We start from the raw sequence: 20,032 nt of genomic DNA, 5'->3' as shown, positions 1-20,032 counted from the left end.
GCGCGGCGATAGTATGACGGTATGCCCGCGAAGCGTGTGACTATCACCGTGCCGGAGGATGTCGCCCGGCTGATCGAAAACGTCGACAACGTGTCCGCCTACTTCACCGCCGCCGCCCGCGCGACCGACCGCCGCGTGCGGTTGGAAGCCATGGTCGAGCGAGCAATCGGCAATGTCGATCCCGAGGTCCGGGCCAAGGTCCGGGCGAACCTGCGCCGCCAGATGGCGGCCAACGACGCCGAGCGCACCGCCCGGGCGCTGGCGAGCGCGCAGAAGGCGAAGGACGAGGCCGACGCTCGGCTGGCCGCCCTGGAGCAGGCACGCAAGGAGGCGGCGTGACCATCCGCACTGTGCTCGACGAGTCAGCGTTGCTCAAGTACGCCAACCTCGACGACGCAGCCGCCGTCGGCGAGTACCTGATGCTGGTCAACGAGGAGAACTCCGCGATCGGCGAAGACCCGGACGACGTCGAGGCGTACAGCGTCATCACGCAGGTCGGCGTGCCCACGTCCGCGTTCGTCGCCGCTTACGGGCAGACCGACAGCCTCGGCCGCAACCTGCTCGCCGAGTTCGTTGTGGATCTTGCGTTGGCCGAGCAGCTCGGCGACCCCGAGAGGTCGGCGTTGGTGTTGCTGCCTCTGTCGTCGGCGCACGATCTGCTGGAAGCCGGCGACCTGGAGACGCGCTTTCCCGGCCAGGGCGAGGCGATGCTGCACGCGATGCGGCACAACGCCGCACTGGCGACGTTCAACCCGCCGAAGAAGCCGGTGCCCGGTGTCACCATCGCCGACCTGTCGATGAGCTGGGACGACTAGGCGTTCTCGGCCGCCCGTTCCAGCAGCGCCCGCCGCTCGGACTCGCTGTGGGTCCGGGCGGCCGCTTCGCGGAACAGGTCCGCCGCGCGCTCGTGGTCGCCGTCGCGGGCGGTGAGGTCGGCTTCGGCCGCCAAGGCGAGCGGATAGTCGTCCAATGCTCCCCCGGCCCTCGCCTTCGCGAGCAGTTCGAGGCCCGCGGCGGGGCCGAAGGCGTACCCGTGGGCGACGGCCCGGTTCAGTTCGATGACCGGGCTCGGCTGGAGGCGTACGAGGCGGTCGTAGGAGCCGGCGATCGTGGCCCAGTCGGTGGCCTCCGGTGACGGCGCGGTCGCGTGGCAGGCCGCGATCCGGGCCTGGAGCGCGTACGGGCCGTCCTCGGGGAGGTCGCGCAGCAACGCGGTCGCCTCGTCGATGGCCGTGTGGTCCCAGCGGGCCCGATCCTGCTTGTCGAGGGTGACGAGGTTGCCGTCGGCGTCGCGGCGGGCGGCCCGGCGCGAATGCTGCAACAGCAGCAACGCGAGCAGGGCCGACGCCTCCGGCTGGGCCGGCATGAGCTGCGCGAGCAGGCGGGCGAGCCGGATCGCCTCGGCGGCGAACGCCGGTTCCCCGTCGGCGTTGTAGCCGTGCGTGAACAGCAGGTACAGCACGGCCAGCACGCCGGGGAGCCGCTCGGTCAGCGCCGGGCCCTCGGGGACGGCGTACGGGATGCCCGCGTCGGCGATCTTCGCCTTGGCCCGGGTCAGCCGCCGGGTCATCGTGGATTCGCTGGTCAGGAAGGCGCGGGCGATGTCGGCCGTCGGCACGGCGCAGATCGTGCGCAACGTCAGCGCGACGCGGGCTTCCAGCGGGAGCGCCGGATGACAGCAGGTGAAGATCAGCCGTAGCCGGTCGTCGACGACCTCGTCCGGCGGCTGCGGCTCGCCGGTCGCCGCGGTCAGCGCCAGGACGGCGACGTCGCGGAGCTTACGGCGTTCGACGGTGGCCCGGCGGATGGTGTCCAGCGCCCGATTCCGGGCGACCGTCATCAGCCACGCCCCCGGATTGTCCGGTACGCCGTCCACCGGCCATCGTTCCAGCGCCGTCGCCAGAGCGTCCTGGGCGCTGTCCTCGGCGAGGGTCCAGTCGCCGGTGACCCGGATCAGGGCGGCCACGATCCGGGGATAGGCGTCGGCCGCCGCCCCGGCCGCGACGCCCCGTGCCGCCGCGGCCGAAGACTGCGTCATCGCACAACCGTCACTGCTCGAAGTCGGCGAACGGGCGGATCTCGATGCGGCCCCCGCGCGCCATCGGGTGCGTACGCGCGACTTCGATCGCCTCGTCGAGGTCGGCGCACTCGATGAGGTCGTAGCCGACGATGACCTCCTTGGTCTCCGTGAACGGGCCGTCGGAGATCAGCAGCTGGCCGTTGCGTACGCGGACCGTGGTCGCCGACGTCTTCGGGGCGAGCACGTGCCCCTGCAGACGGCGGCCCTTCGCGTCGTTCGTGGCCACCCACTCGTCGATGTCGGGCTCGTCGGTCTTGTCGGGATCCGGGTCGCCGTCGACGCAGACGAACATCATGTACTTCACGGTGATTTCTCCTTCGCCGGTCTTGATGCTTTCACCCCGATGACGATCGGCGGGCGGCCGACCGGACAACCGCCCGGAAGAAATTTCAGCGCTCGCCGGGGAAGACCACTCCGACCTGGGCGCGTACGCCGTCCAGCAGGGCCATCACGTCGAGGGTGTCCTGCCAGCTGACCAGGGGACTCTCGAGCAGACCCTCGCGGACGCAGCGCATGACCTCGACGGCTTCGTGGACCATGCCCCGGGCGGTGAACGGCACCCGGATCGTCTGCGGGTCGGTGCCGGCCCGGTGCAGGGTGAACTCCTCCGGCCGGAAGAAGATCGAGTCCAGCACGATCCGGCCCCGGCTGCCCGACACCGCTGCGCGTACCGGGCTGTCGGCCGTGATGCCGCACGTCAGGGCGGCGAGCGCACCCTGGTGCGGGCCGGTGGCGTACCCGAAGAGCATGCCGGTATTGGCGTCGGTGCCCTCGGGGTTGAGCGCCGACCACGCCGTCACCGACGACGGGACCCCGAGCACGGCGTGGGCGAACGTGACCGGGTACACGCCGAGGTCGAGCAGCGCGCCGCCGCCCTGGTGCGGGTCACGCAGGCGATGGTCCGCCGCGAACGGCCCGGCCAGGTGGAAGTCGGCGTGCACGGTGCTGATCTCGCCGATCGCGCCGTCGGCCAGCATCTCCAGCATCCGGCGAAACGCCGGGTTGGTCCGCATCCACATGGCCTCCATCAGGAAGACACCCTGCTCGCGAGCCAGCTCGATCAGCGCCTGGGCCTGGGCGAGATTCAGGGTGAACGCCTTCTCGCACAGCACGTGCTTGCCGGCGCGCAGCATCAGTTCGGCCGCGGGGAAGTGCGCGTTGTGCGTGTTGGCGACGTAGACGACGTCGACCTCGGGATCGTCGGCCAGCTCCTGCCAGCTGCCGTGGGCGCGGGGAATGCCGAACCGGTCGGCGAACGCCTGGGCGCTGGCGTGACTACGCGACCCCACTGCCACGACCTCGGCGTCGGGCAGCGTACGCAAGTCTTCGGTGAACGTGGCGGCGATGCCGCCGGTGGCGAGCACACCCCACCTGATCTTGTCGGCCATGCTCCCATCTAACCGGGTCGGCGGGCGGTCGATAAGCTCGGGCCGTGCTGGCGACCAGGATCCAAGACGTGTGTCACCTGACCGGAGAGTTCCGGCTGCGCTCCGGCCGCGTCGCGACGGAGTACTTCGACAAGTACCGGTTCGAGGCCGACCCCGTGCTGCTCGACGAAGTCGGAGCGGCGCTGGCCGCGCTCGTTCCCGGCGACGCCGAGCTGCTGGCCGGGCTGGAGATGGGCGGCATCGCGGTCGTCACCGCCCTCGGCCGGCACACCGGGCTGCCGTGCGCGTTCGTCCGCAAGACGGCCAAGGAGTACGGCACCCGCCGGCTCGCCGAAGGCGCGGACGTGGCCGGGCGGCGTGTCGTGATCGTCGAGGACGTCGTCACCTCCGGCGGGCAGATCGCGATCTCGACCCGGCAGCTTCGCGGCCTCGGCGCGCTCGTCGACACCGCGCTGTGCGTCATCGACCGGCAGGAAGGCGGCGCCGAGGCGCTAGCCGAGGACGGGATCGGGCTGCGGGCGCTGCTGACCCGGGCCGACCTGGAAGCCGCCCGCTGACCCACTGACCGCTCGCCACGAAGCAGGCTCGCCGGGGAACGATCAGGGCGTCCGGGACACGACACGCCGGCCGACCACGACCGATAGTTCATGATCGCGCGGAGAGGGCCGCGCGGAGAGGGCCGCGCGGAGAGGGCCGCGCGGAAAGGCAGCGGAGACGCCGGTCAGCAGGTGGTGAGCATCTCGCCGAGCGCGGCCGCCTCGGGCGAGGTCACGCTCAACGCGTACCGGCTCTTGGCCGTCACGTAGCGCCGGGCGTAGTCGCACCACGCCTCCCGGCGAGGCGGCTTCCAGTTGTCCGGCGTCTGACTGCGCTTGTCCTGGTTGGTGGTCTTGTCGGCGGCGAGGAGGTTGTCGACGTCGTTGGCGAAGGCGCGCCGCCGCTCCAGCGGCCACGACCAGGCTCCGGCCCGCCAGGCGGCGGCCACCGCGACGACGTGGTCGATCTCGATCTCCGAGGCGCGGCTGCGGTCATACGGAAGCACTTTGCCGGTGTATGGGTCGTGTAACGCCCCGGACAGCACGACGCACGGGTTGGTCGTGCCGATCCGGGCCCCGGTCAGGTCCCGGCGCAGCACGTCGTCGCGGGTGTCGCAGCCGTTGTGGCCGCCCGGGGCGTCGGTGTCGTCGGTCCACAGCGGATCGCCGAACGACTCGCGGGTGTAGCTGTCCCAATGCGACTGCGCGGCTCGGGGCAGCTTGGCCAGCAGCGCCAGCGCCGCGTCCTTGCCCGCCACCCCGCCTGACGAAGCCGCCACCCCGCCAGTCGGAGCAGACGCGGTCGCGGATGGCGGCGGAGAATCGTCGAGGTGCCCCTGGTCCCACCACCAGGCGACGCCGGCCGCCACGACCAGCAGCAGCACCAGCGTGACGAGCTCCCCCCGATAGCGCTTCATCAACCATCACCATAGGGTGTCGGGGTGAAGTCGGAGCGGCTGATCGCGTTGCTGTTCACCCTGCAAGCGCGGCGTAGCGCCACCGCCGGGCAGCTGGCCGCGATCCTGGAGGTCTCCGAGCGCACGATCCTGCGGGACGTCGCCGCGCTCCAGGCTTCGGGGGTGCCGCTCTACTCCGAACCCGGTCGCGGTGGTGGCATCCGGCTGCTGGACGGGTGGCGTACGCGGCTGGACGGGCTCACCGGCCCGGAGGCGGCCGCCCTGTTCGTCGCGGGCGTCCCGGCGGCGCTGGCCGATCTCGGGCTGGCCGGCGCGGCGAGCACCGCCCAGGCCAAGCTGCTCGCGACGTTGCCCGCCGACGCCCGCGAGCGAGCCCAGGAGCTCGGCGAACGGTTTCATCTGGACGCGCCCGGCTGGTTCCATCGCGACGAGGACCTGCCCTGTCTCGCCGACGTCGCGGCCGCCGTCTGGGACCGGCAACGGCTGATCATCCGCTACGAGCGCGGCAGCCGGGTGGTCGAGCGGATCGCCGACCCGCTCGGGCTCGTGCTCAAGGCCGGCATCTGGTACGCCGTAGCCCGCACCGACGGCGCGTACCGCACGTATCGGGTGTCCCGCATCCGCTCAGCCGACCGCGTCGGGGAGCAGTTCGACCGCCCGGAAGGCTTCGTGCTCGCCGAGTACTGGGCCCAATCGGCCGCCGAGTTCGACCGCAGCATCCTGCACGCCACCGTCCGCGTACGCGTGCCGGGACGGGTGCTACCGGACCTGGCTCGCCACCTCGGGCGTACTTCGGTGGAGGGGCTGGGCGCGATCGGCCCGCCCGGCTCGGACGGCTGGGTCGAGGTCGAGCTGCTGGTCGAAACGGTCCACATCGCGCACCACCAGCTGATCGCGCTCGCGCCCGACGTCGAGGTGCTCGATCCGCCGGAGTTGCGGGCAGCGCTGGCCGAGACCGGCCGCAAGCTCGCCGCCCGCAATTCACCGGAGGCCTAACGCCACTTTGCGTCGTCGATCACTTCCTGCTTCTCCAGGTCGTTCTCGGCCGCGTACGCCCAGAAGTCGGGCCGGGTGCCGTCGGTGTCCACGACGGCGTACTCCTTCGCCAGCTGCCCACTGCTCAGCGTCTGCCCGTTGAATCGGGCGGCGTCGGGGTCGGCCGCCAACGCGGCGACACCCCGGCCCAAGTACGCCGGTGACTCCGACAAGGAGAAGTGCGGATTGTCCGGACCGGCTGCGTCCCGCCACGTCGCCTCGGTGACGCCGAAATGGTCCAGCATCGCCTCCGAGCGCAGGAACCCCGGTGTCACGCCGACCCCGACGCAGCCGGCCTTCGCCAGCTCCTCGCCCTGCGCCATCGCGATCCGGTTGACCGACGCCTTGACGAGGTCGTAGAAGAACTCGCCCCGGTACGCCCGGTTGAACTCGGCGGTGCCGTCGGTGACCTCGATCAGCAGCCCGCCCGGTTTCTCCGTCAGCAGCCCGAGCGCGTAATGGCTGGTGATGATGTGCGTACGCAGTCCGAGGTCGAGCATGCGCAGACCCTTGGCGAGGTCGTGCTCCCACAGTGGCTTGTCCCATTCGGAGAACGGGTCGCCGCCCCAGATGTCGTTCACGAGCACATCGAGGCGGCCCTGCTCGGCGCGTACCCGGGCGACGAGCGCCTCGACCTGCTCGGGGACGAGATGGTCGACCTCGACGGCGTACGCCGTGCCCCCGGCCGCGGTGATCAGCTCGGCGGTCTCCTCGATCGTCTCCGGGCGGCTCATCTCCGACTGCTTCGCCCGGGTGGTGCGCCCGGTGGCGTACACGGTCGCTCCGGCCAGTCCGAGCTGCACCGCGATCGCCCGCCCGCAGCCGCGGGTAGCGCCGGCCACCAGGGCGACCCGGCCCTTCAAAGGTGTGTCCATGACACCAGCGTCCCCGCCAAACCGGACAACCACCGTCAGGTTTGGCGGGAAGAACGCGTCGTCGTTCAGGCGGCCAGGCTCCGTTCCCGCGCCGGAGTCTGCGCGACCGGCTGGGCCTTGCGGCCGCGCCACACCCGCCACAGCATCCGCGGCGACATGAGCTGCTGCGGGCTGATGAGGAAGTTGACCGCCTTGAGGAAGGTCCGCCCGACGAACGAGTCGGCCTGCGCCGCGACGTGCACCTTCGACAGGTACGCGTTGAGCAGCTTGACCCGCCCGGTCCGCTCGCCGGGCACGTGCGGGAAGCGCAGGTCGCCGGAGACGGTGATGTCCCACGGGGTGTCCACGATGGCGGTCACCCCGGCGAAGTAGCGCTTCGTCAGCCCGTCGGTCCCCGAGCGCAGGCACCGGCCGAGCCACTGCGCCGCCATCGCGGCCGTCGTCATGCCCTGCCCGTACGCCGGGTTGAAGCAGCACAGCGAGTCACCGATGGCCAGGTAGCCCTCCGGGAGCCGGTCACAGCGCTCGTAGCGGCGGCGGGCGCTCGGGCCGATGCGGAACTTGGCCGGTTCGGTCAGCGGCTCGGCCGTGGCCAGCAGCCGGGACAGCTCCGGGCCGTCCAGGCGGGCGGCGTACGCCTCGAAGCCGGGACCGTCCAGCGGCGGGATGTCGTCGTTGACTCCCATCAGGGTGACGATCCAGCGGTCGCCTTCGGCGGCGAGCGTACCGGTGCTCGTCGGGTTGGCCGGGTGGTGGCCGACGACGATCGCGGCGTAGTCCTGCGCGCTGGGATCGCGCCGGTACTCGCGGGTGACGTAGACCAGGCCGGCCTTGACGGTGTCCTCCGGCGGGGCGGCGTACCCGTGTTCGGTCAGCCAGGCCGGGCCGCGGTTGCTGCGCCCGGTGGCGTCGACCACCACGTCGGCGGTCAGGGTCTCGGCTTCGGTGCGTACGCCGGTGACCCGCCCGTCGGCGATCGTCAGGCCGTCGACGGCGACCCCGGCCCGGATCTCCACGTTGGGCAGTGTGGCGACCCGGCTGCGCAGGTACGCCTCGAGCGTCGGCCGGCTCACGCACAGCGCGGTCATGTCCGACGGAGCACGCAGCATGCGGCGGCCGTCGTTGTACCAGACGACGTCGGCGTGGGTGTCGGCGGTGACCGCACCCCGCGCGACGAGGTCGGCGGTGAACCCGGGCAGCAGTTCGTCGAGGATGGCCCGGCCCTTGTCGAGCAGCCCGTGGGCGTGCCGGCTCTGCGGCACGCCTTTGCGATGGGCGGCACTCAGCGGCATTTCGTCCCGGTCGAGGACGACGACGTGGCCGAATGCGTCGGCGAGGACGCGCGCGGCCAGCAGACCCGCGACGCTGCCGCCGACGACGATCGCCCGGCCCGCGGCAGAGTCCGTGGAACGACTGGAGGGGTACATAGTGAACTCCTGGAAGCGCTTGTGGCTCGGATTGGCGGAACCGTAGCCAGCCCCAAGGCATCCAGGGAAATGAAAATGACGTCAGGTGATTGACAATGTGCGGTGCGCCACAGTAGACAGTCAGCAATCAATGCCGTCGAATCGGGCGTACCGCTGAGTGCCGTGACGCTTTCACGACATCGTCGCTCGTCCTTGTGAAGGAGTAACCGTTCCGTCGATCGGTTCCCCCGACTCGAGGTACACCGTGACCCCGGCCGCCCGGGCGCGTACCGCCGCGGCGACCCGCTTGGTCAGGATCGGCGGCAGCAGCCCGGCCGCCTCGTTGACCTCGTCGTCCACCCGGCAGAACCGGTAGCCGCGCAGCTCCTCGGGCTGCAACCGGATCGCCTCGACGTCGGCCTGGGTGAGTACGCCGCCGTCGAAGACGAACGCCATCAGGTCCACCGTGCGGCGGCCCCGGGGCGGCGACCAGTCCACCACCAGCAGCCGGCCCAGCCGGCGGTCCAAGCCGAGCTCTTCGAGGACTTCGCGGTGGGCCCCGGTCAGCGGCGGCTCGTTGCGCTCGACGACCCCGCCCGGGATCTCCCAGTGGTCCTTGTAGGACGGCTCGACGATCAGCACACGGCCGGACTCGTCGAAGAAGACCGCCCCGGAGCCGAGAATCTTGTGCGGAAGCGACCGGTAGTGCTCGGCCGACGCGCGGCGTACCGGCAGCTGATGGTGGACCTCGCGGCCATAGGCGACGAACCCGGCCCGGCGCAGGATGGGGCTGGACGTCCCGGTACGCGCCTTGACGATCACGACCCTCGCGCCGAGTTCGGCCGCCTGGGCGAGCCGCGCGGCCAGCAGCGCCCGGTACGCACCTTGTCCCCGAGCCTCGGCCAGCACCCCGCCGCCCCACAGTTTGCCGATGCCGTCTTCGACGGTCAGCCCGCCGGAGCCGACGGCCTGGCCGCCGATCCGGGCCAGAAACCGGAAGAGGGTCCCCTGTGGGCGGAACAGCTCCAGGGCTTCCGCCTCCGCGAACTCAACCGACGGGAGCGGCTGGCCGAATGCGGCGGCGGAGACCGAATAGACCTCGGCGAGCTGCTCGGGCGTGCGCACTCGCTCGACCGTGACGTCGGCCGGGATGTCCACTGCGGGTAGTCCCCCGGCCAAGTCGTACGCGCTGATGTCGAGCTCGGCGACGATCTCGCTGCCCCGCCGGGTCAGCTCGTCGCCGAGTCCGGCCGGGACGGTGGCCGGATGGACGGGGAACACGACCGCGTCGCCGCCGTTGCCGCCGGTCAGCCGCAACGCCTGGGTGACGAGCCGGGCCGGGTCGTCACCGGAGATCCGTTCGACGGTCCCCTTGCCCTGATGGACGGCTACCGTCACGTCGTCGCTGGTGGCGACGATCGCGTCGTACGGCGTCCACATCCAGGCCGCCGCCGCGGCGAGAACCTCGTCGCGCAGCTCGTCTTCTCCCATGAGCGAGCATGCTGCCACACTCCTGGGCGTACGGCGGTGACAGCGCCGATCTATCGCCGGCTCCGGTCGGCGGGGTAGTCTCGCGGCACCCCGCACCCCCAGGAGCCGTCCGTGCCTCCCATCCGCTCGCGGCGCGTCGTGCCGGTGTTGCTCGGCCCGATCCTCGCTGTCGCCTTGCTGATCACCGGGCTGATCGCTGGTTGCACCGCGACGCCGCAGACGGCTTCGCCGGGTGCCTCCGGACTCGGTTCACCGACGCCGGAGATCAGCAGCCTGATGCCGTCGCCGTCGGCAGCCGAGACGCCCTCGCCCCGGCCGACCCCGTCGCCGACGCGCAAGCCGTCCCCGAAGCCGAGCGCGACGAGCTCGCGTACGGAGTCGGGGGCGTTGTCGTGCAGGTCGACGGTTCCGCTGGTGCGGTCCCCCGCGACCGGGCACGGACCGGCCGGGTCGATCAGTGTCACCGGTACGCAGAACGTCGCGCTCACCTTCGACGACGGCCCCGATCCGATCAACACCCCGAAGATGCTGGACATGCTCAAGCAGTGCGGCGTGAAGGCGACGTTCTGCCTGGTCGGCTTCCGGGCCCGGGATCATCCCGATCTGGTGCGCCGGATCGTCGCCGAAGGCCACACGGTGTGCAACCACTCATGGCAGCACCTGCTCGACCTGGCCGCCGACGAGCGGACCGACGCGTACATCAAGCGGGATCTGGAGCACACCAACCAGGTCATCCACGCGGCCGCACCGGACGCGAAGATCCGTTACTTCCGCGCGCCCGGCGGCAACTTCACGCCGCGCCTCGTGCAGATCGCCAAAGATCTCGGCATGACCTCGATCTACTGGTCGCTGGACCCGCGCGACTGGGAGAGCAGCAAGTACGGCACCGGCGCGCAGATGACCAACCACGTGATCAGCGCGATCGAAAGCGGCGTACGCCCAGGCTCCATCGTGCTGTCCCACGACAACGGCAAGCCCACCACGATCGCGGCGTACCGGGTGCTGTTGCCGTGGCTCAAGGCGCGATTCCGGCTCGTGGCCCTGCCGACGGACACCTGACCCGGCAGCGGACACGATTAGGGGGACGCCCGCGTCCGGACGTCCCCCTGGGGTGTGCTTCGATCAGTTGCTCATCGACGACAGGATCGTCCCGCAGCAGCAGCACAGGATGATCAGCGCCGGCAGGCCGAGGCCGAGGATCAGCGCGAGGGTCTTGTTCGGCGACTCCACGGGGGTGGTGCCGATCGCGCCCGCGCCGAAGGCCCACGGCGGCGACGCGTAGAAGACCTGCGCCTCGCCATAGCTGTTGTCGACGACGATGGTGGCCTCGCCGACCTTCCACAGGTACGGGATCCAGATGGTGATGTGGTGCTGCCCCGGCGCGGCCGGGATCGCGTTGTCGCCCCACTGCAGCCGGTGCTGCTGGCCGTCGATGGCCAGCCACGGCTTGAAGAAGGCGAACATGAACGCCAGCCAGAAGTACTTGGTCGAGATCCGAATCATGAGCGCACACCCTAGTGCATCAATGCGAACCGGTGTCACGTGCGTGTCACGCATTCGCGAAATCCCTGGCACAAGCGGTTTTCGAGTCTCTATAACTGTCGGGTGTTCAAGTATCCGCGTACGCCGCATCTGGCCGGGTCGCGCCTGCAGCCGGGCGACCACGACCTCGCGCAGGCGCCGTTCGACGCCGTACGCGGCCGGCACCTGGTCGTCGAGGAGAAACTCGACGGCGCCAACGCCGGGATCAGCTTCGACGCCGACGGCCGCCTGCTGCTCCAGTCACGGGGGCACTATCTGAGCGGTGGTCCCCGCGAGAAGCAGTTCGCGCCGCTCAAGTCGTGGGCGGCGACGGTCGCCGACCGGCTTCGGCCGGTGCTCGGCGATCGCTTCGTGCTCTACGGCGAATGGCTCTATGCCAAGCACACCGTCTTCTACGACGCGCTGCCGCACTACTTCTGCGAATTCGATGTGTTCGATGTGCGTACAAGTGAGTTCTTGAGCACCGACCGCCGCCGCGAGATGCTCGCGGGCCTGCCGGTGACGAGTGTGCCGGTGCTGCGCGAAGGCCGCGTCACCGCGATGAGTGAGCTGACGGCGCTCGTGGGGCGGTCGACCTGCCGGACCGCCGGGTGGCGCGAGAGTCTGCGCGCGGCCGCGGTGGAGGCGGGGACCGACGCGGATCGGGTCGTCGCGGAGACCGACGCCGCCGACGAGATGGAGGGGCTGTACCTCAAGGTGGAGGAGGACGGCCGCGTCGTCGAGCGCTACAAGTGGGTGCGCGCAAGCTTTCTGACCGCGATCCTCGACTCCGGCACGCACTGGTCGGAGCGGCCGATCGTGGCCAACCGTCTCGCCGATCCGGGGGCGCTCTATGCGCATCTTTGACGAGCTCTGCCCGCGCGGTCCGGAGTGGACGGTCGATTGGCCGCGGCTGCGCTCGGCGTTCGCGTGGCTGCGCCGCCTGGAAGGCGTCGAGCAGGACCCGCGCCACCATGCCGAGGGCGACGTCGCGACCCACACGCGGCTCGCGGCCGAGGCGCTCGCGTCGCTGCCGTCGTGGCGCGCGCTCGATCCCGACCATCGGGCCCGGTTGTTCGCGGCCGTGTTACTGCACGACGTCGCGAAACCATATTGTACGCGGACAGAGGCGGACGGATCGATCACAGCGCACGGGCATTCCCGGCGCGGGGAACTGGCCGCCCGGCGCATCCTCTGGGAGCTCGACGCCCCGCTCGGGTTCCGCGAACAGGTCGCAGCGTTGGTGCGGCACCACCAGATCCCGTTCTGGGCCCTGGAACGCGACGATCTGGAGGAGATCGTGCTGCGGGTGTCGATCACGGCGAGCAACGACGATCTGGCGACGCTCGCGACCGCCGACATCCTCGGCCGGGTGTGCACGGATGCGTCGGCGGTGCTGGACAACATCGCGTTGTACCGCGAGTACTGCGCGGACCTCGGGGTGCTGGACCGGCCGTTTCCGTTCGCCAACGACCACGCGCGGTACGGCTACTTCGCGACTCCCGGGCGTGACCCGCGGTGGGCGGCGTACGACGACACGGCCTTCACCGTCACCGTGATGTCCGGGCTGCCCGGCGTCGGCAAGGACTACTACGTCGCCGGTCTGGACCTTCCGGTGATCAGCCTCGACGCGTTGCGGGTGTCGTTGGGCGTACGCCCGACAGCGCCGCAGGGACCGGTGCTGGCGGCCGCTCGGGCTCAGGCGCGGTCCTTTCTGCGGACGCGTACACCGTTCGTGTGGAACGCGACGAACGTGTCCCGCCAAGTACGCCAGCAGGTCGTCTCGCTCGCCGCCGGCTACGGCGCCCGGGTGCATGTCGTGTCCCTCGAAGCGCCGCCCGGCGTCGTTTCGGCGCGCAACTCCTCGCGTACGTCGCCGGTGCCGGCCGCCGCCGTGGAGCGCATGATCGGCCGGTGGGAGACGCCCGACCTGACCGAGGCACACGCCGTGTCCTGGCTCGACACCCGGCTCTGATTCCACGGACGGATCATGATCAGCGCTCTGATTCCACGGCGGATCATGATCAGCGGAAGTTTCGCGGGGCTATAGCACCGCGAAACTTCCGCTGATCATGGCCGTGAACCGGGTGGGTGGCCACCGGATCTGGCTTCCGGCGGCCACCACAACCGGCCGTCTACTCCTTCGGCAGGGCGAACTCGAACAGATCCCGATAACGCTGAACGGCCTGCCGCAGCCGCTCGGTGTCACCCTCGGCGTCCTCCCACTCGGACAAGGCGCGCTTACGCTCCGCCAACGCCGCCGTCAGGCCGTCCAGAGCCTCGTCGGCGAGACCCTGAGCGTCGCGCGCCGCAGCCGCCGGATCGTCCACGAACCGCACCTGCACCTCGTGCCACCTGCGGCGCAGATCCTCGGCCGCTGTCGCATCCCACACACCGGCCACGACCGGCAGCGGATACTCCGTGATGTCAGCCGCAGCACCGTCGGCCGCGTCCTCCGTGTCGGTGTCGTCGGCTTCGTCGGCGACCTCCGCCTCTGCGCTCGGCTCCGCCGAGACCTCGTCGCCTGGCGACTCGGCCAGGTCGGCCGCGTCCACCGTGTCCGCAGACTCGGTGGCGTCCTCGGCTTCGGTGTCTCCGTCTTCGTCCGCGACGTCCGTGAGGTCGGCCGCGTCCACCGGTTCGTCGTCTACGACATCGCCGTCGGCGCTTGCTTCTTCGTCCGCGACGTCCGCTTCTGCGCTGGGCTCCGCCGAAAGCTCGTCGCCAGGCGACTCGGCGAGGTCGGCGGCGTCCGCCGTGTCCGAAGGCTCGGTGGTGTCGTCGGCTTCGGCGCTCGTTTCCTCGTCCACGACGTCGGCCTCGTCCGCGAGCGATTCCGCTTCGGCCTCGCCGTCCGTCTCTGCGCTGGGCTCCGCCGAAAGCTCGTCGCCCTGCGACTCCGTGAGGTCGGCTGCGTCCACCGGTTCGTCGTCTACGACATCGCCGTCGGCGCTTGCTTCTTCGTCCGCGACGTCAGCCGCGTCCACCGGCTCGTCCGCGAGCGATTCCGCTGTGTCGTCGCTGTCGACGGCGTCGCTCGGTGCTTCGGTAGCGTCGTCGCCGGGCGACTCGGCCAGATCGGCTGCGTCCACCGTCTCCGCCGCGTCAGCGGGTTCGTCAGATGGCTCGCCCGCCTCGTCGGCCTCGTCCGCTTCATCGGCGAGCGCCTCGGCGACGTCGTTCACGCGCTCGTCGTCGGCCACGTCCGCCTCGTCGGCGGCGGCCGCATCGCCGGGAGGTTCTTCGGCGTCGGAGGTCACGTCGTCCACATCGGACTCAGCATCGGACTCAGCGACCGGCTCCGCCGGCTCGGCGGTCACGGAGTCGGTGGTCTCCGAGTCGGCGGGGTCCCGTTGCGCGGGCACCAACCGCTGCTCGTCGACCTCGGGGTCGGCGGTGACGTGGTTGTCGATGTCGGCGGCGAAGTCGTCGATGACCTGCGGCTCCTCCGGCTGACCCGAAGGCGCCAGCGGCCCCCGGATCTGGTCTGACTGCATAAGCTTTCCCCTTTCACGCCGCGTCGGTGGACGCGGTGAACTCTTGCCGCGTCGTGGTACGCGGCCTACGGGTGGCCGCGTCGTGGGAGGCGCGGCGGGTCACGGCCGCGATGCCGGGCGACTTTCCGCGGTCGGCTGCGGCCGCTGGGGCGGCACGGGCTCCTCGCCGAGCAGTTCGGAGACGAGCTCGCGGTACTGCACTACCGCCTGCCGGAGCTCCTCGACGGAAGCCTCGTGGCGGCGGGCGCGCTCGCTGATCTCGTGCGCCTGCCGATAGGCCGAAAGCGTTCGGGCGTGGTCGACGGACAGCTGCGCGACCTGGTCGTCGTAATCTCCGGTCGGGTACCCGATCTCACCCACGAGCCGGGTCACGACCTCGTCGGCGGCGCCGACGGAGTCCTCGGGCGCGTCGACGAATCGCGCCTGGACCTCCTGCCATTCATCAGCGTATCTGCTCCGGGCCTCCGGCGTCAGTGGCCGAAGGTCGAGCTCCGCGTGCCGACGTTGCCGATCGAGCATCTCCTTCTCGGCGGCCGCCTTGGTCTCGTGTTCGGAGACCAGGCGGGTGTACTCGTCGCCGAAAGTGGCCTGCAGCTTGCGACTGCGCTGCATCCGGATTCCGATCACGACGGCCGCCGCGATGACCGCGGCTACCACGAGCAGGAGAACGACTTGTGCGGGTGACATGGCCCCTCCTTTCGAAGCGGGGCTCGCATACCCGGTCGCCGTAGTTTTCAATCCGAGCGGTGGCCGGACAGGACTTGCCTGCCGGCCACCACTGCTTCATGAGTGGACGGGAAGGGCCAGCTCCGGCCCGGTCCAGCGGCGGCGTAGCCAGCGGTCGTGCGACGCGATGACGACCGCGCCCGGTGCGGTGCCGAGCGCCTGCTCCAGCTCGTCGGCCAAGGCCAGCGAGATGTGGTTGGTCGGCTCGTCCAGCAACAGCAGGTGCGGCGGCCGGGCCAGCAGCAACGCCAGTGCCACGCGCCGTCGCTGGCCCACGCTCAGTGCGCCCACCGGCCGGTCGAGATCACGCGGCGCCACCAGGCCCAGCTCCACGAGGGGCACTGCTGGTCCGCCGGACTCATACATCTCCCGAGGGGTACGCGCCGAGTCCGGCCACTCGTCGTCCTGCGCCAACATGGCGGTACGCAGACCACGTCGCCGGAGCACACTGCCCTCCCCGGCGTCGAGCCGGCCGGCGAGCACACTGAGCAAAGTGGACTTGCCGCTGCCGTTGGCGCCGGTGACGAGCAACCGCCCGGCCGGTTCCAGGTCCAGCCGATCGAGCTGAACCCGGCCCGGCACGCGCAGTCCGCGTACGGTGACCAAGGGCCCGTCCGCGGAGTCCGCCGACGCCGTCATCGCCGGAGCCCGGAATTCCAGGGGTGCCGGCGGTTTGCGGATCTGCTCCCGTTCGAGCACCGTGAGGCGCTGCTGCGCGTTGCGTACGCGTCGGGAAACGACGGCCTCGATCGCGCGGGCCTTGGCGAAGGCGATGTTCTTGTCACCGTCGCGGGGCGCGCGCCCGCTGTGGCCGACCTGCCGGGCGGTGACGCGGACCGCGTGCCGCAGCAGATTGATCTCGTCCTGCTGGGCCAGGAAAGCCTGCTCCCAACGGGCGCGCTCGGCTCGTTTCGCGCCGAGGTAGTCGCTGAACGTGCCCCGATACCGCGTCGGTCCGCGCCGGCCGGACATGTGCTGAGCCGGGTCGAGATCCACGATGTCGGTGCAGACCTCGTCGAGGAAGACCCGGTCGTGGCTGGCCACCACGACGACGCCCGGCAACGCCCGCAGCCGCTCCTCGACGAACACGACCGCCTCGTCGTCGAGGTGGTTGGTCGGCTCGTCGAGCAGCAACGCCGACGGCTGCCGCACGAGCAGCGCGGCGAGCGCCACCCGGGACCGCTGGCCGCCCGACATCTCGCCGAGCCGCCGATCGCGCCCCAGCGTCGCCACACCTAGCCCGTGCAGCACCTCGTCGGCGCGGCGGTCGGCATCCCACGCGCCGATCTGCTCGGCGCGGGCCAGCGCCTCCCCGTAGACGTCGACGGCACCCGGGTCGTCGGCCGCCTGCCGGGCGGACTCCTCCAGCAACGCGAGGACGGCCCGGCTCTCGGCGAGCGCCTCGGCGATCACGTCGCCCACCGTGTCGGTCGCGACGAACGGCAGTTCCTGATGGAGCAGCCCGAGGTCGGGCGGGCGCACGATCTCCCCGGCGTCCGGTGCGTCCACGCCGGCCAGCAGCCGCAGCAGGGTGGACTTCCCGGCGCCGTTCTCTCCGACTAGACCGATGCGCTGGCCGGGTGACGCGGTCAGGTGTACGCCGTCAAGCACGGCCCGGGGGCCGTAGAACTTCACAAGGTCGCGAGCGACCAGAAAAGGGGAAGCAGACAAGAAAAGACACCACCGAAAGGGTCTGAAGGAAGCCCGCCGGGTGTCGTCACCTCGGGCGCGGGCTAGGTCGGTGGTGTCACAGCTCCATAGTCCGGCCAGACTAACACGCTTCCGGGACGCGCAGTACGCCCCGGAAGCGTGCGTCAGCTCACCTACCGCTCAGCCCTTGCCGCCGGCGGAGGGCTTGCAGGTGAGGTTGATCGGCGTGTCCGCCGCGACGGCGGTGCCAGCCTTCGGCGACTGCGCGGTCACGACGTAGCCGTCCAACGCGGTCACCACGTTGCCGGTCTGATCCTTGCAGGTGATCGTCGAGAATCCGGCGTCGGTCAGGATCTGCTGCGCCGACGACGCCTTCTCCCCCACGACGTTCGGGACGCTGATCGTGACCGACGAGGGAGAGACCGACGGAGCTGCCGACGGCGACACGCTCGTTCCCGTGCCCGCGCTCGTCGTCGGGGTCGCGCTCGCCCCGCCGGGTTCCGTGGTGGCGGTCGCCGCCGCAGACGGGCTCGGGGACGTGGGTGCGGCAGCCGTCGTGGTCGCCGCACTCGGCGACGGCGTGGCCGACGTCGAGCTGGTGCCGTCGTCGCGGTTGCCCCAGTAGATCAGTCCGGCGGCACAGCACAGCAACAGAAGAAGCAGCAGGAGCAGCCAGAGCCACCAGCGGCGGCGCTTCTTCTCCGGCGTACCGGAGGACGGCGGTGGTGCGGCGGGCGGCGTGGTCGCCCCGCCGGACGCCGGCTCGCTCGGAGCCGGAGCCGGAGCCGGTGTGGGTGCCGCCGGCGGCTCTTCCGCGTACGCCTGCTCGACCGGCTCGTTCGACGGTGCGGCGTACGGCGTGTCGGCAGCAGCAGCGCTCGCCGCAGCCGCTTCCGCTGCCGCGGCGTCGGCCGCCTGGCGGCGCGAGTTGACGTACCTGCCACGCTCGTCGCGCGGCGGGCTGTCTTGGGAGTCGTTCGGGAGGCCGGCGGCCTCGTTGTCAGACACTGAAGCCTCTCAAGTCCGGGGGAACTCAGGCATTTCCATCGGACATCGTGAGGTTCAGCGTCCTTCCCGGCACTCGCCCGCAAGGTGAGTGATTCACGCCGAACGGTCAGCGTACGCGGGCCGGGGGCGTCCACTGCGGATGCCGGGACTACGCTGCCGGTCATGCCGGAGAACGGGCCGGATCGGTGGCGTGCCGCGTTGGGCAGCCTGTTGTTCCTGGTCGTCGCGCCAGGAGTGGTCGCCGGGCTGGTGCCCTGGTGGCTGACCGGCGGATGGCGTACCGGGTCGACCGTCTTCGTGCTGCAGCTGGTCGGCGCGATTCTGCTGGCCGTCGGAGCAGGCGCTCTCTTGTGGTCGTTCGGCCAGTTCGTCTGGGAGGGCGCGGGGACGCCCGCCCCGGTCGCGCCCACCCGGCGGCTCGTTCTCGGTGGGCTCTACCGCTTCGTCCGCAACCCGATGTACGTCGCCGTCATCGCGTGCGTCGTCGGGCAGGCGATGATGCTCGGCCGTCCGGTGCTCGTCGCCTACGCCGTGGTCACCTGGATCCTGCCGGCCGCGTTCGTGAAGTTCTACGAGGAGCCGACGCTGCTGCGGGCGTACGGCGACGAGTACGAGGAGTATCGGCGGCACGTCCCGGCCTGGTTGCCGCGGCTGTATCCGTGGCGGCCGTCCGACTCGCCGGGCGAAACCCGATCATCCCGATAGCATCGGAACATGACCGATCCTGATCAGCACGCCCGGGCCCTGGCGGCCGAGGCGGCGGCGGACAACGACGCGACCGGCTGGTTCGAGCGCCTGTACGCCGAGGCCGAAGCCGGTGACGCCACCGTGCCGTGGGACACGAAGGTGCCGCATCCGCTGCTGGTCGAGTGGGCCGACGCGGTGCAGCTGCAAGGTGGCGGCGAACCGGCGCTGGTGATCGGCTGCGGGTATGGCGACGACGCGGAGTTCGCCGCCGCGCGCGGCTTCGACGTGACCGCGTTCGACGTCTCCCCGAGCGCGATCGCGGGCGTACGCGATCGGTTCCCCGGCTCCTCCGTCCACTATGTCGCCGCTGACCTCTTCGAACTGCCACCGGCTTGGCGTCAGGCGTACCAGTTGGTGATCGAGATCTTCACTGTGCAAGCGCTACCGGTACGCCTCCGCGAGGCGGCTGTCGCGGCGATCAGCGAGACGGTCGCGCCGGGCGGGCGGCTGATCGTGATCCAGCGGCGACGGCCGGACGGTCCGGTGCCCGACGGGCCGCCGTGGCCACTGACCCGCGCGGACATCGACCTGTTCACCGCGAACGGCCTCGTCGCCGACCAGATCGAACTGCTGCCGGACGCGGACGGCAACGGGGCGCGGTGGCGGGCGGAGTTCCGGCGGCCGGGCTGATCCGCGCCCACGCTGGCACTGGCGCTGCGCGTTATCCGGGATAACGTCCCCTTCTCGCGCTGGAAGGCCGCGTTATCCCCCCATCCTGCGATGATCTTGCCCCGCAGCCGCAGCGGGCAGTCAGGCGCGCAGTCGCCGCATCAACAGGTACGCCTCACACCCGAGGCACAGCCCGAAGACGGCGTTGAGGAACGCCGCGACCAGCGCGAACGCGGTAGCGATCAAGCCGACGGCAGTCGCGCCGGAGAGGAAGCCGATCGCGGCGACGAGGGCGAAGACGAAGCCGACGGCCTGCGCGAAGCGGACGGGTTCGGCCGGCTCGACTTCGCGCGGCGGGCCGAGCCGGGGCGCGACGAGGACTCGGAAGAGCGCGCCGTAGGGGGCGTGCCGGGCGCTGATCGCGCCGATGGCGAAGACGATCGCCTGCGCGGCGGCCAGCCAGCCGCTCCGGGTCAGCGCGATCACGATGAGGACGACCGTCGTCAGCGCTGCCGCGAATCGCGGGCCACGCACGTCCAGCTGCAT

The 20,032-nt window shown here is 70.9% G+C and carries 22 protein-coding genes; 9 read left to right on the top strand and 13 right to left on the bottom strand.

The window, feature by feature from the left end; translation table 11 throughout:
* The first annotated feature begins 21 nt into the window (after nt 1-21).
* Entirely contained in the window at nt 22-339 is a 318-nt protein-coding gene (locus HOV77_RS18870) for a hypothetical protein (protein WP_290863729.1), read from the top strand.
* Nucleotides 336-815, top strand: coding sequence for a hypothetical protein (locus HOV77_RS18865; RefSeq protein ID WP_290863728.1), 480 nt, complete (start codon nt 336-338; stop codon nt 813-815). The genes HOV77_RS18870 and HOV77_RS18865 overlap by 4 nt, the downstream gene beginning before the upstream one ends.
* On the opposite strand, the gene HOV77_RS18860 is transcribed toward HOV77_RS18865, so the two are convergent.
* From HOV77_RS18860 to HOV77_RS18850, 3 genes are all read right to left on the bottom strand, one after another.
* The gene (locus HOV77_RS18860; protein ID WP_290863727.1) at nt 812-2,038 is read right to left on the bottom strand and encodes a sigma-70 family RNA polymerase sigma factor; all 1,227 of its coding nucleotides are present in this window, start codon (nt 2,036-2,038) and stop codon (nt 812-814) included. The two genes, HOV77_RS18865 and HOV77_RS18860, sit on opposite strands and share 4 nt — an antisense overlap.
* A gap of 10 nt (nt 2,039-2,048) precedes the next feature.
* Nucleotides 2,049-2,375, bottom strand: coding sequence for a YciI family protein (locus HOV77_RS18855; protein WP_290863760.1), 327 nt, complete (start codon nt 2,373-2,375; stop codon nt 2,049-2,051).
* A 94-nt stretch (nt 2,376-2,469) separates the two neighbouring features.
* Nucleotides 2,470-3,468, bottom strand: coding sequence for a Gfo/Idh/MocA family oxidoreductase (locus HOV77_RS18850; protein ID WP_290863726.1), 999 nt, complete (start codon nt 3,466-3,468; stop codon nt 2,470-2,472).
* A gap of 44 nt (nt 3,469-3,512) precedes the next feature.
* Between HOV77_RS18850 and HOV77_RS18845 the strand changes: the two genes are divergently transcribed.
* Nucleotides 3,513-4,025 (top strand): phosphoribosyltransferase family protein, encoded by a 513-nt coding sequence (locus tag HOV77_RS18845; protein ID WP_290863725.1) that lies wholly within the window; start codon nt 3,513-3,515, stop codon nt 4,023-4,025.
* A 164-nt stretch (nt 4,026-4,189) separates the two neighbouring features.
* Here the strand turns inward: HOV77_RS18845 and HOV77_RS18840 are convergent, their stop codons facing one another.
* Nucleotides 4,190-4,921: an HNH endonuclease family protein gene (locus HOV77_RS18840; RefSeq protein WP_290863724.1), complete on the bottom strand. Its 732-nt coding sequence runs from the start codon at nt 4,919-4,921 to the stop codon at nt 4,190-4,192.
* A gap of 24 nt (nt 4,922-4,945) precedes the next feature.
* Between HOV77_RS18840 and HOV77_RS18835 the strand changes: the two genes are divergently transcribed.
* Nucleotides 4,946-5,917 carry a YafY family protein gene (locus HOV77_RS18835; protein ID WP_290863723.1) on the top strand — a complete coding sequence of 324 codons (972 nt, stop codon included), beginning with the start codon at nt 4,946-4,948 and terminating at the stop codon, nt 5,915-5,917.
* On the opposite strand, the gene HOV77_RS18830 is transcribed toward HOV77_RS18835, so the two are convergent.
* The 3 genes from HOV77_RS18830 to HOV77_RS18820 all read right to left on the bottom strand — a co-directional run bounded on the left by HOV77_RS18830 (nt 5,914) and on the right by HOV77_RS18820 (nt 9,728).
* Nucleotides 5,914-6,831 (bottom strand): SDR family oxidoreductase, encoded by a 918-nt coding sequence (locus tag HOV77_RS18830; protein WP_290863722.1) that lies wholly within the window; start codon nt 6,829-6,831, stop codon nt 5,914-5,916. The genes HOV77_RS18835 and HOV77_RS18830 overlap by 4 nt on opposite strands.
* Before the next feature lie 65 nt (nt 6,832-6,896).
* On the bottom strand, nt 6,897-8,258 hold the full coding sequence (locus HOV77_RS18825; RefSeq protein WP_290863721.1) for an FAD-dependent monooxygenase: 1,362 nt from the start codon (nt 8,256-8,258) through the stop codon (nt 6,897-6,899).
* Between the two features lie 171 nt (nt 8,259-8,429).
* Nucleotides 8,430-9,728 (bottom strand): NUDIX hydrolase, encoded by a 1,299-nt coding sequence (locus HOV77_RS18820; protein WP_290863720.1) that lies wholly within the window; start codon nt 9,726-9,728, stop codon nt 8,430-8,432.
* A 111-nt stretch (nt 9,729-9,839) separates the two neighbouring features.
* Here HOV77_RS18820 and HOV77_RS18815 point away from each other — a divergent pair, with 111 nt between their 5' ends.
* Nucleotides 9,840-10,787, top strand: a complete 948-nt coding sequence (locus HOV77_RS18815; protein ID WP_290863719.1) for a polysaccharide deacetylase family protein — start codon at nt 9,840-9,842, stop codon at nt 10,785-10,787.
* A 63-nt stretch (nt 10,788-10,850) separates the two neighbouring features.
* Here the strand turns inward: HOV77_RS18815 and HOV77_RS18810 are convergent, their stop codons facing one another.
* Nucleotides 10,851-11,231, bottom strand: coding sequence for a hypothetical protein (locus HOV77_RS18810; RefSeq protein ID WP_290863718.1), 381 nt, complete (start codon nt 11,229-11,231; stop codon nt 10,851-10,853).
* 102 nt (nt 11,232-11,333) lie between these two features.
* On the opposite strand from HOV77_RS18810, the gene HOV77_RS18805 reads away from it, so the two are divergent.
* Nucleotides 11,334-12,116 (top strand): RNA ligase family protein, encoded by a 783-nt coding sequence (locus HOV77_RS18805; RefSeq protein WP_290863717.1) that lies wholly within the window; start codon nt 11,334-11,336, stop codon nt 12,114-12,116.
* Nucleotides 12,103-13,224: an AAA family ATPase gene (locus HOV77_RS18800; protein WP_290863716.1), complete on the top strand. Its 1,122-nt coding sequence runs from the start codon at nt 12,103-12,105 to the stop codon at nt 13,222-13,224. Before HOV77_RS18805 ends, HOV77_RS18800 begins: the two co-directional genes overlap by 14 nt.
* A 160-nt stretch (nt 13,225-13,384) precedes the next feature.
* Here HOV77_RS18800 and HOV77_RS18795 read toward each other — a convergent pair whose 3' ends face one another.
* The 4 genes from HOV77_RS18795 to HOV77_RS18780 form a co-directional block, all read right to left on the bottom strand.
* The gene (locus HOV77_RS18795; protein ID WP_290863715.1) at nt 13,385-14,746 is read right to left on the bottom strand and encodes a hypothetical protein; all 1,362 of its coding nucleotides are present in this window, start codon (nt 14,744-14,746) and stop codon (nt 13,385-13,387) included.
* A gap of 99 nt (nt 14,747-14,845) precedes the next feature.
* A complete protein-coding gene (locus HOV77_RS18790) occupies nt 14,846-15,433 on the bottom strand; it encodes a hypothetical protein (protein ID WP_290863714.1) in 588 nt (195 codons plus the stop codon).
* A gap of 96 nt (nt 15,434-15,529) precedes the next feature.
* Nucleotides 15,530-17,143: an ABC-F family ATP-binding cassette domain-containing protein gene (locus HOV77_RS18785; protein ID WP_290863713.1), complete on the bottom strand. Its 1,614-nt coding sequence runs from the start codon at nt 17,141-17,143 to the stop codon at nt 15,530-15,532.
* A gap of 159 nt (nt 17,144-17,302) precedes the next feature.
* Nucleotides 17,303-18,130, bottom strand: a complete 828-nt coding sequence (locus HOV77_RS18780) for a PASTA domain-containing protein (RefSeq protein ID WP_290863712.1) — start codon at nt 18,128-18,130, stop codon at nt 17,303-17,305.
* Nucleotides 18,131-18,292: 162 nt separating this feature from the next.
* Here HOV77_RS18780 and HOV77_RS18775 point away from each other — a divergent pair, with 162 nt between their 5' ends.
* Nucleotides 18,293-18,835 (top strand): isoprenylcysteine carboxylmethyltransferase family protein, encoded by a 543-nt coding sequence (locus tag HOV77_RS18775; RefSeq protein ID WP_290863711.1) that lies wholly within the window; start codon nt 18,293-18,295, stop codon nt 18,833-18,835.
* 9 nt (nt 18,836-18,844) lie between these two features.
* Nucleotides 18,845-19,507 (top strand): class I SAM-dependent methyltransferase, encoded by a 663-nt coding sequence (locus HOV77_RS18770; protein ID WP_290863710.1) that lies wholly within the window; start codon nt 18,845-18,847, stop codon nt 19,505-19,507.
* 120 nt (nt 19,508-19,627) lie between these two features.
* Here the strand turns inward: HOV77_RS18770 and HOV77_RS18765 are convergent, their stop codons facing one another.
* Nucleotides 19,628-20,032 (bottom strand): DUF4395 domain-containing protein, encoded by a 405-nt coding sequence (locus HOV77_RS18765; RefSeq protein ID WP_290863709.1) that lies wholly within the window; start codon nt 20,030-20,032, stop codon nt 19,628-19,630.

Origin of the sequence: Hamadaea sp. (assembly GCF_013362815.1) — a bacterium.
Classification (GTDB): Bacteria; Actinomycetota; Actinomycetes; order Mycobacteriales; family Micromonosporaceae; genus Hamadaea.
Note: the sequence above shows the minus strand (reverse complement) of the source record. Positions and strands in the feature narration are given on the sequence as shown.

Bases quoted from the DNA above. Each gene is read 5' to 3' on its own strand.
- HOV77_RS18825 (WP_290863721.1), bottom strand. From the start codon at position 8,258: ATGTACCCCTCCAGTCGTTCCACGGACTCTGCCGCGGGCCGGGCGATC.
- HOV77_RS18790 (WP_290863714.1), bottom strand. From the start codon at position 15,433: ATGTCACCCGCACAAGTCGTTCTCCTGCTCGTGGTAGCCGCGGTCATC.
- HOV77_RS18860 (WP_290863727.1), bottom strand. From the start codon at position 2,038: ATGACGCAGTCTTCGGCCGCGGCGGCACGGGGCGTCGCGGCCGGGGCG.
- HOV77_RS18775 (WP_290863711.1), top strand. From the start codon at position 18,293: ATGCCGGAGAACGGGCCGGATCGGTGGCGTGCCGCGTTGGGCAGCCTG.
- HOV77_RS18850 (WP_290863726.1), bottom strand. From the start codon at position 3,468: ATGGCCGACAAGATCAGGTGGGGTGTGCTCGCCACCGGCGGCATCGCC.
- HOV77_RS18765 (WP_290863709.1), bottom strand. From the start codon at position 20,032: ATGCAGCTGGACGTGCGTGGCCCGCGATTCGCGGCAGCGCTGACGACG.
- HOV77_RS18795 (WP_290863715.1), bottom strand. From the start codon at position 14,746: ATGCAGTCAGACCAGATCCGGGGGCCGCTGGCGCCTTCGGGTCAGCCG.
- HOV77_RS18770 (WP_290863710.1), top strand. From the start codon at position 18,845: ATGACCGATCCTGATCAGCACGCCCGGGCCCTGGCGGCCGAGGCGGCG.
- HOV77_RS18855 (WP_290863760.1), bottom strand. From the start codon at position 2,375: ATGATGTTCGTCTGCGTCGACGGCGACCCGGATCCCGACAAGACCGAC.
- HOV77_RS18820 (WP_290863720.1), bottom strand. From the start codon at position 9,728: ATGGGAGAAGACGAGCTGCGCGACGAGGTTCTCGCCGCGGCGGCGGCC.
- HOV77_RS18830 (WP_290863722.1), bottom strand. From the start codon at position 6,831: ATGGACACACCTTTGAAGGGCCGGGTCGCCCTGGTGGCCGGCGCTACC.
- HOV77_RS18870 (WP_290863729.1), top strand. From the start codon at position 22: ATGCCCGCGAAGCGTGTGACTATCACCGTGCCGGAGGATGTCGCCCGG.
- HOV77_RS18840 (WP_290863724.1), bottom strand. From the start codon at position 4,921: ATGAAGCGCTATCGGGGGGAGCTCGTCACGCTGGTGCTGCTGCTGGTC.
- HOV77_RS18810 (WP_290863718.1), bottom strand. From the start codon at position 11,231: ATGATTCGGATCTCGACCAAGTACTTCTGGCTGGCGTTCATGTTCGCC.
- HOV77_RS18800 (WP_290863716.1), top strand. From the start codon at position 12,103: ATGCGCATCTTTGACGAGCTCTGCCCGCGCGGTCCGGAGTGGACGGTC.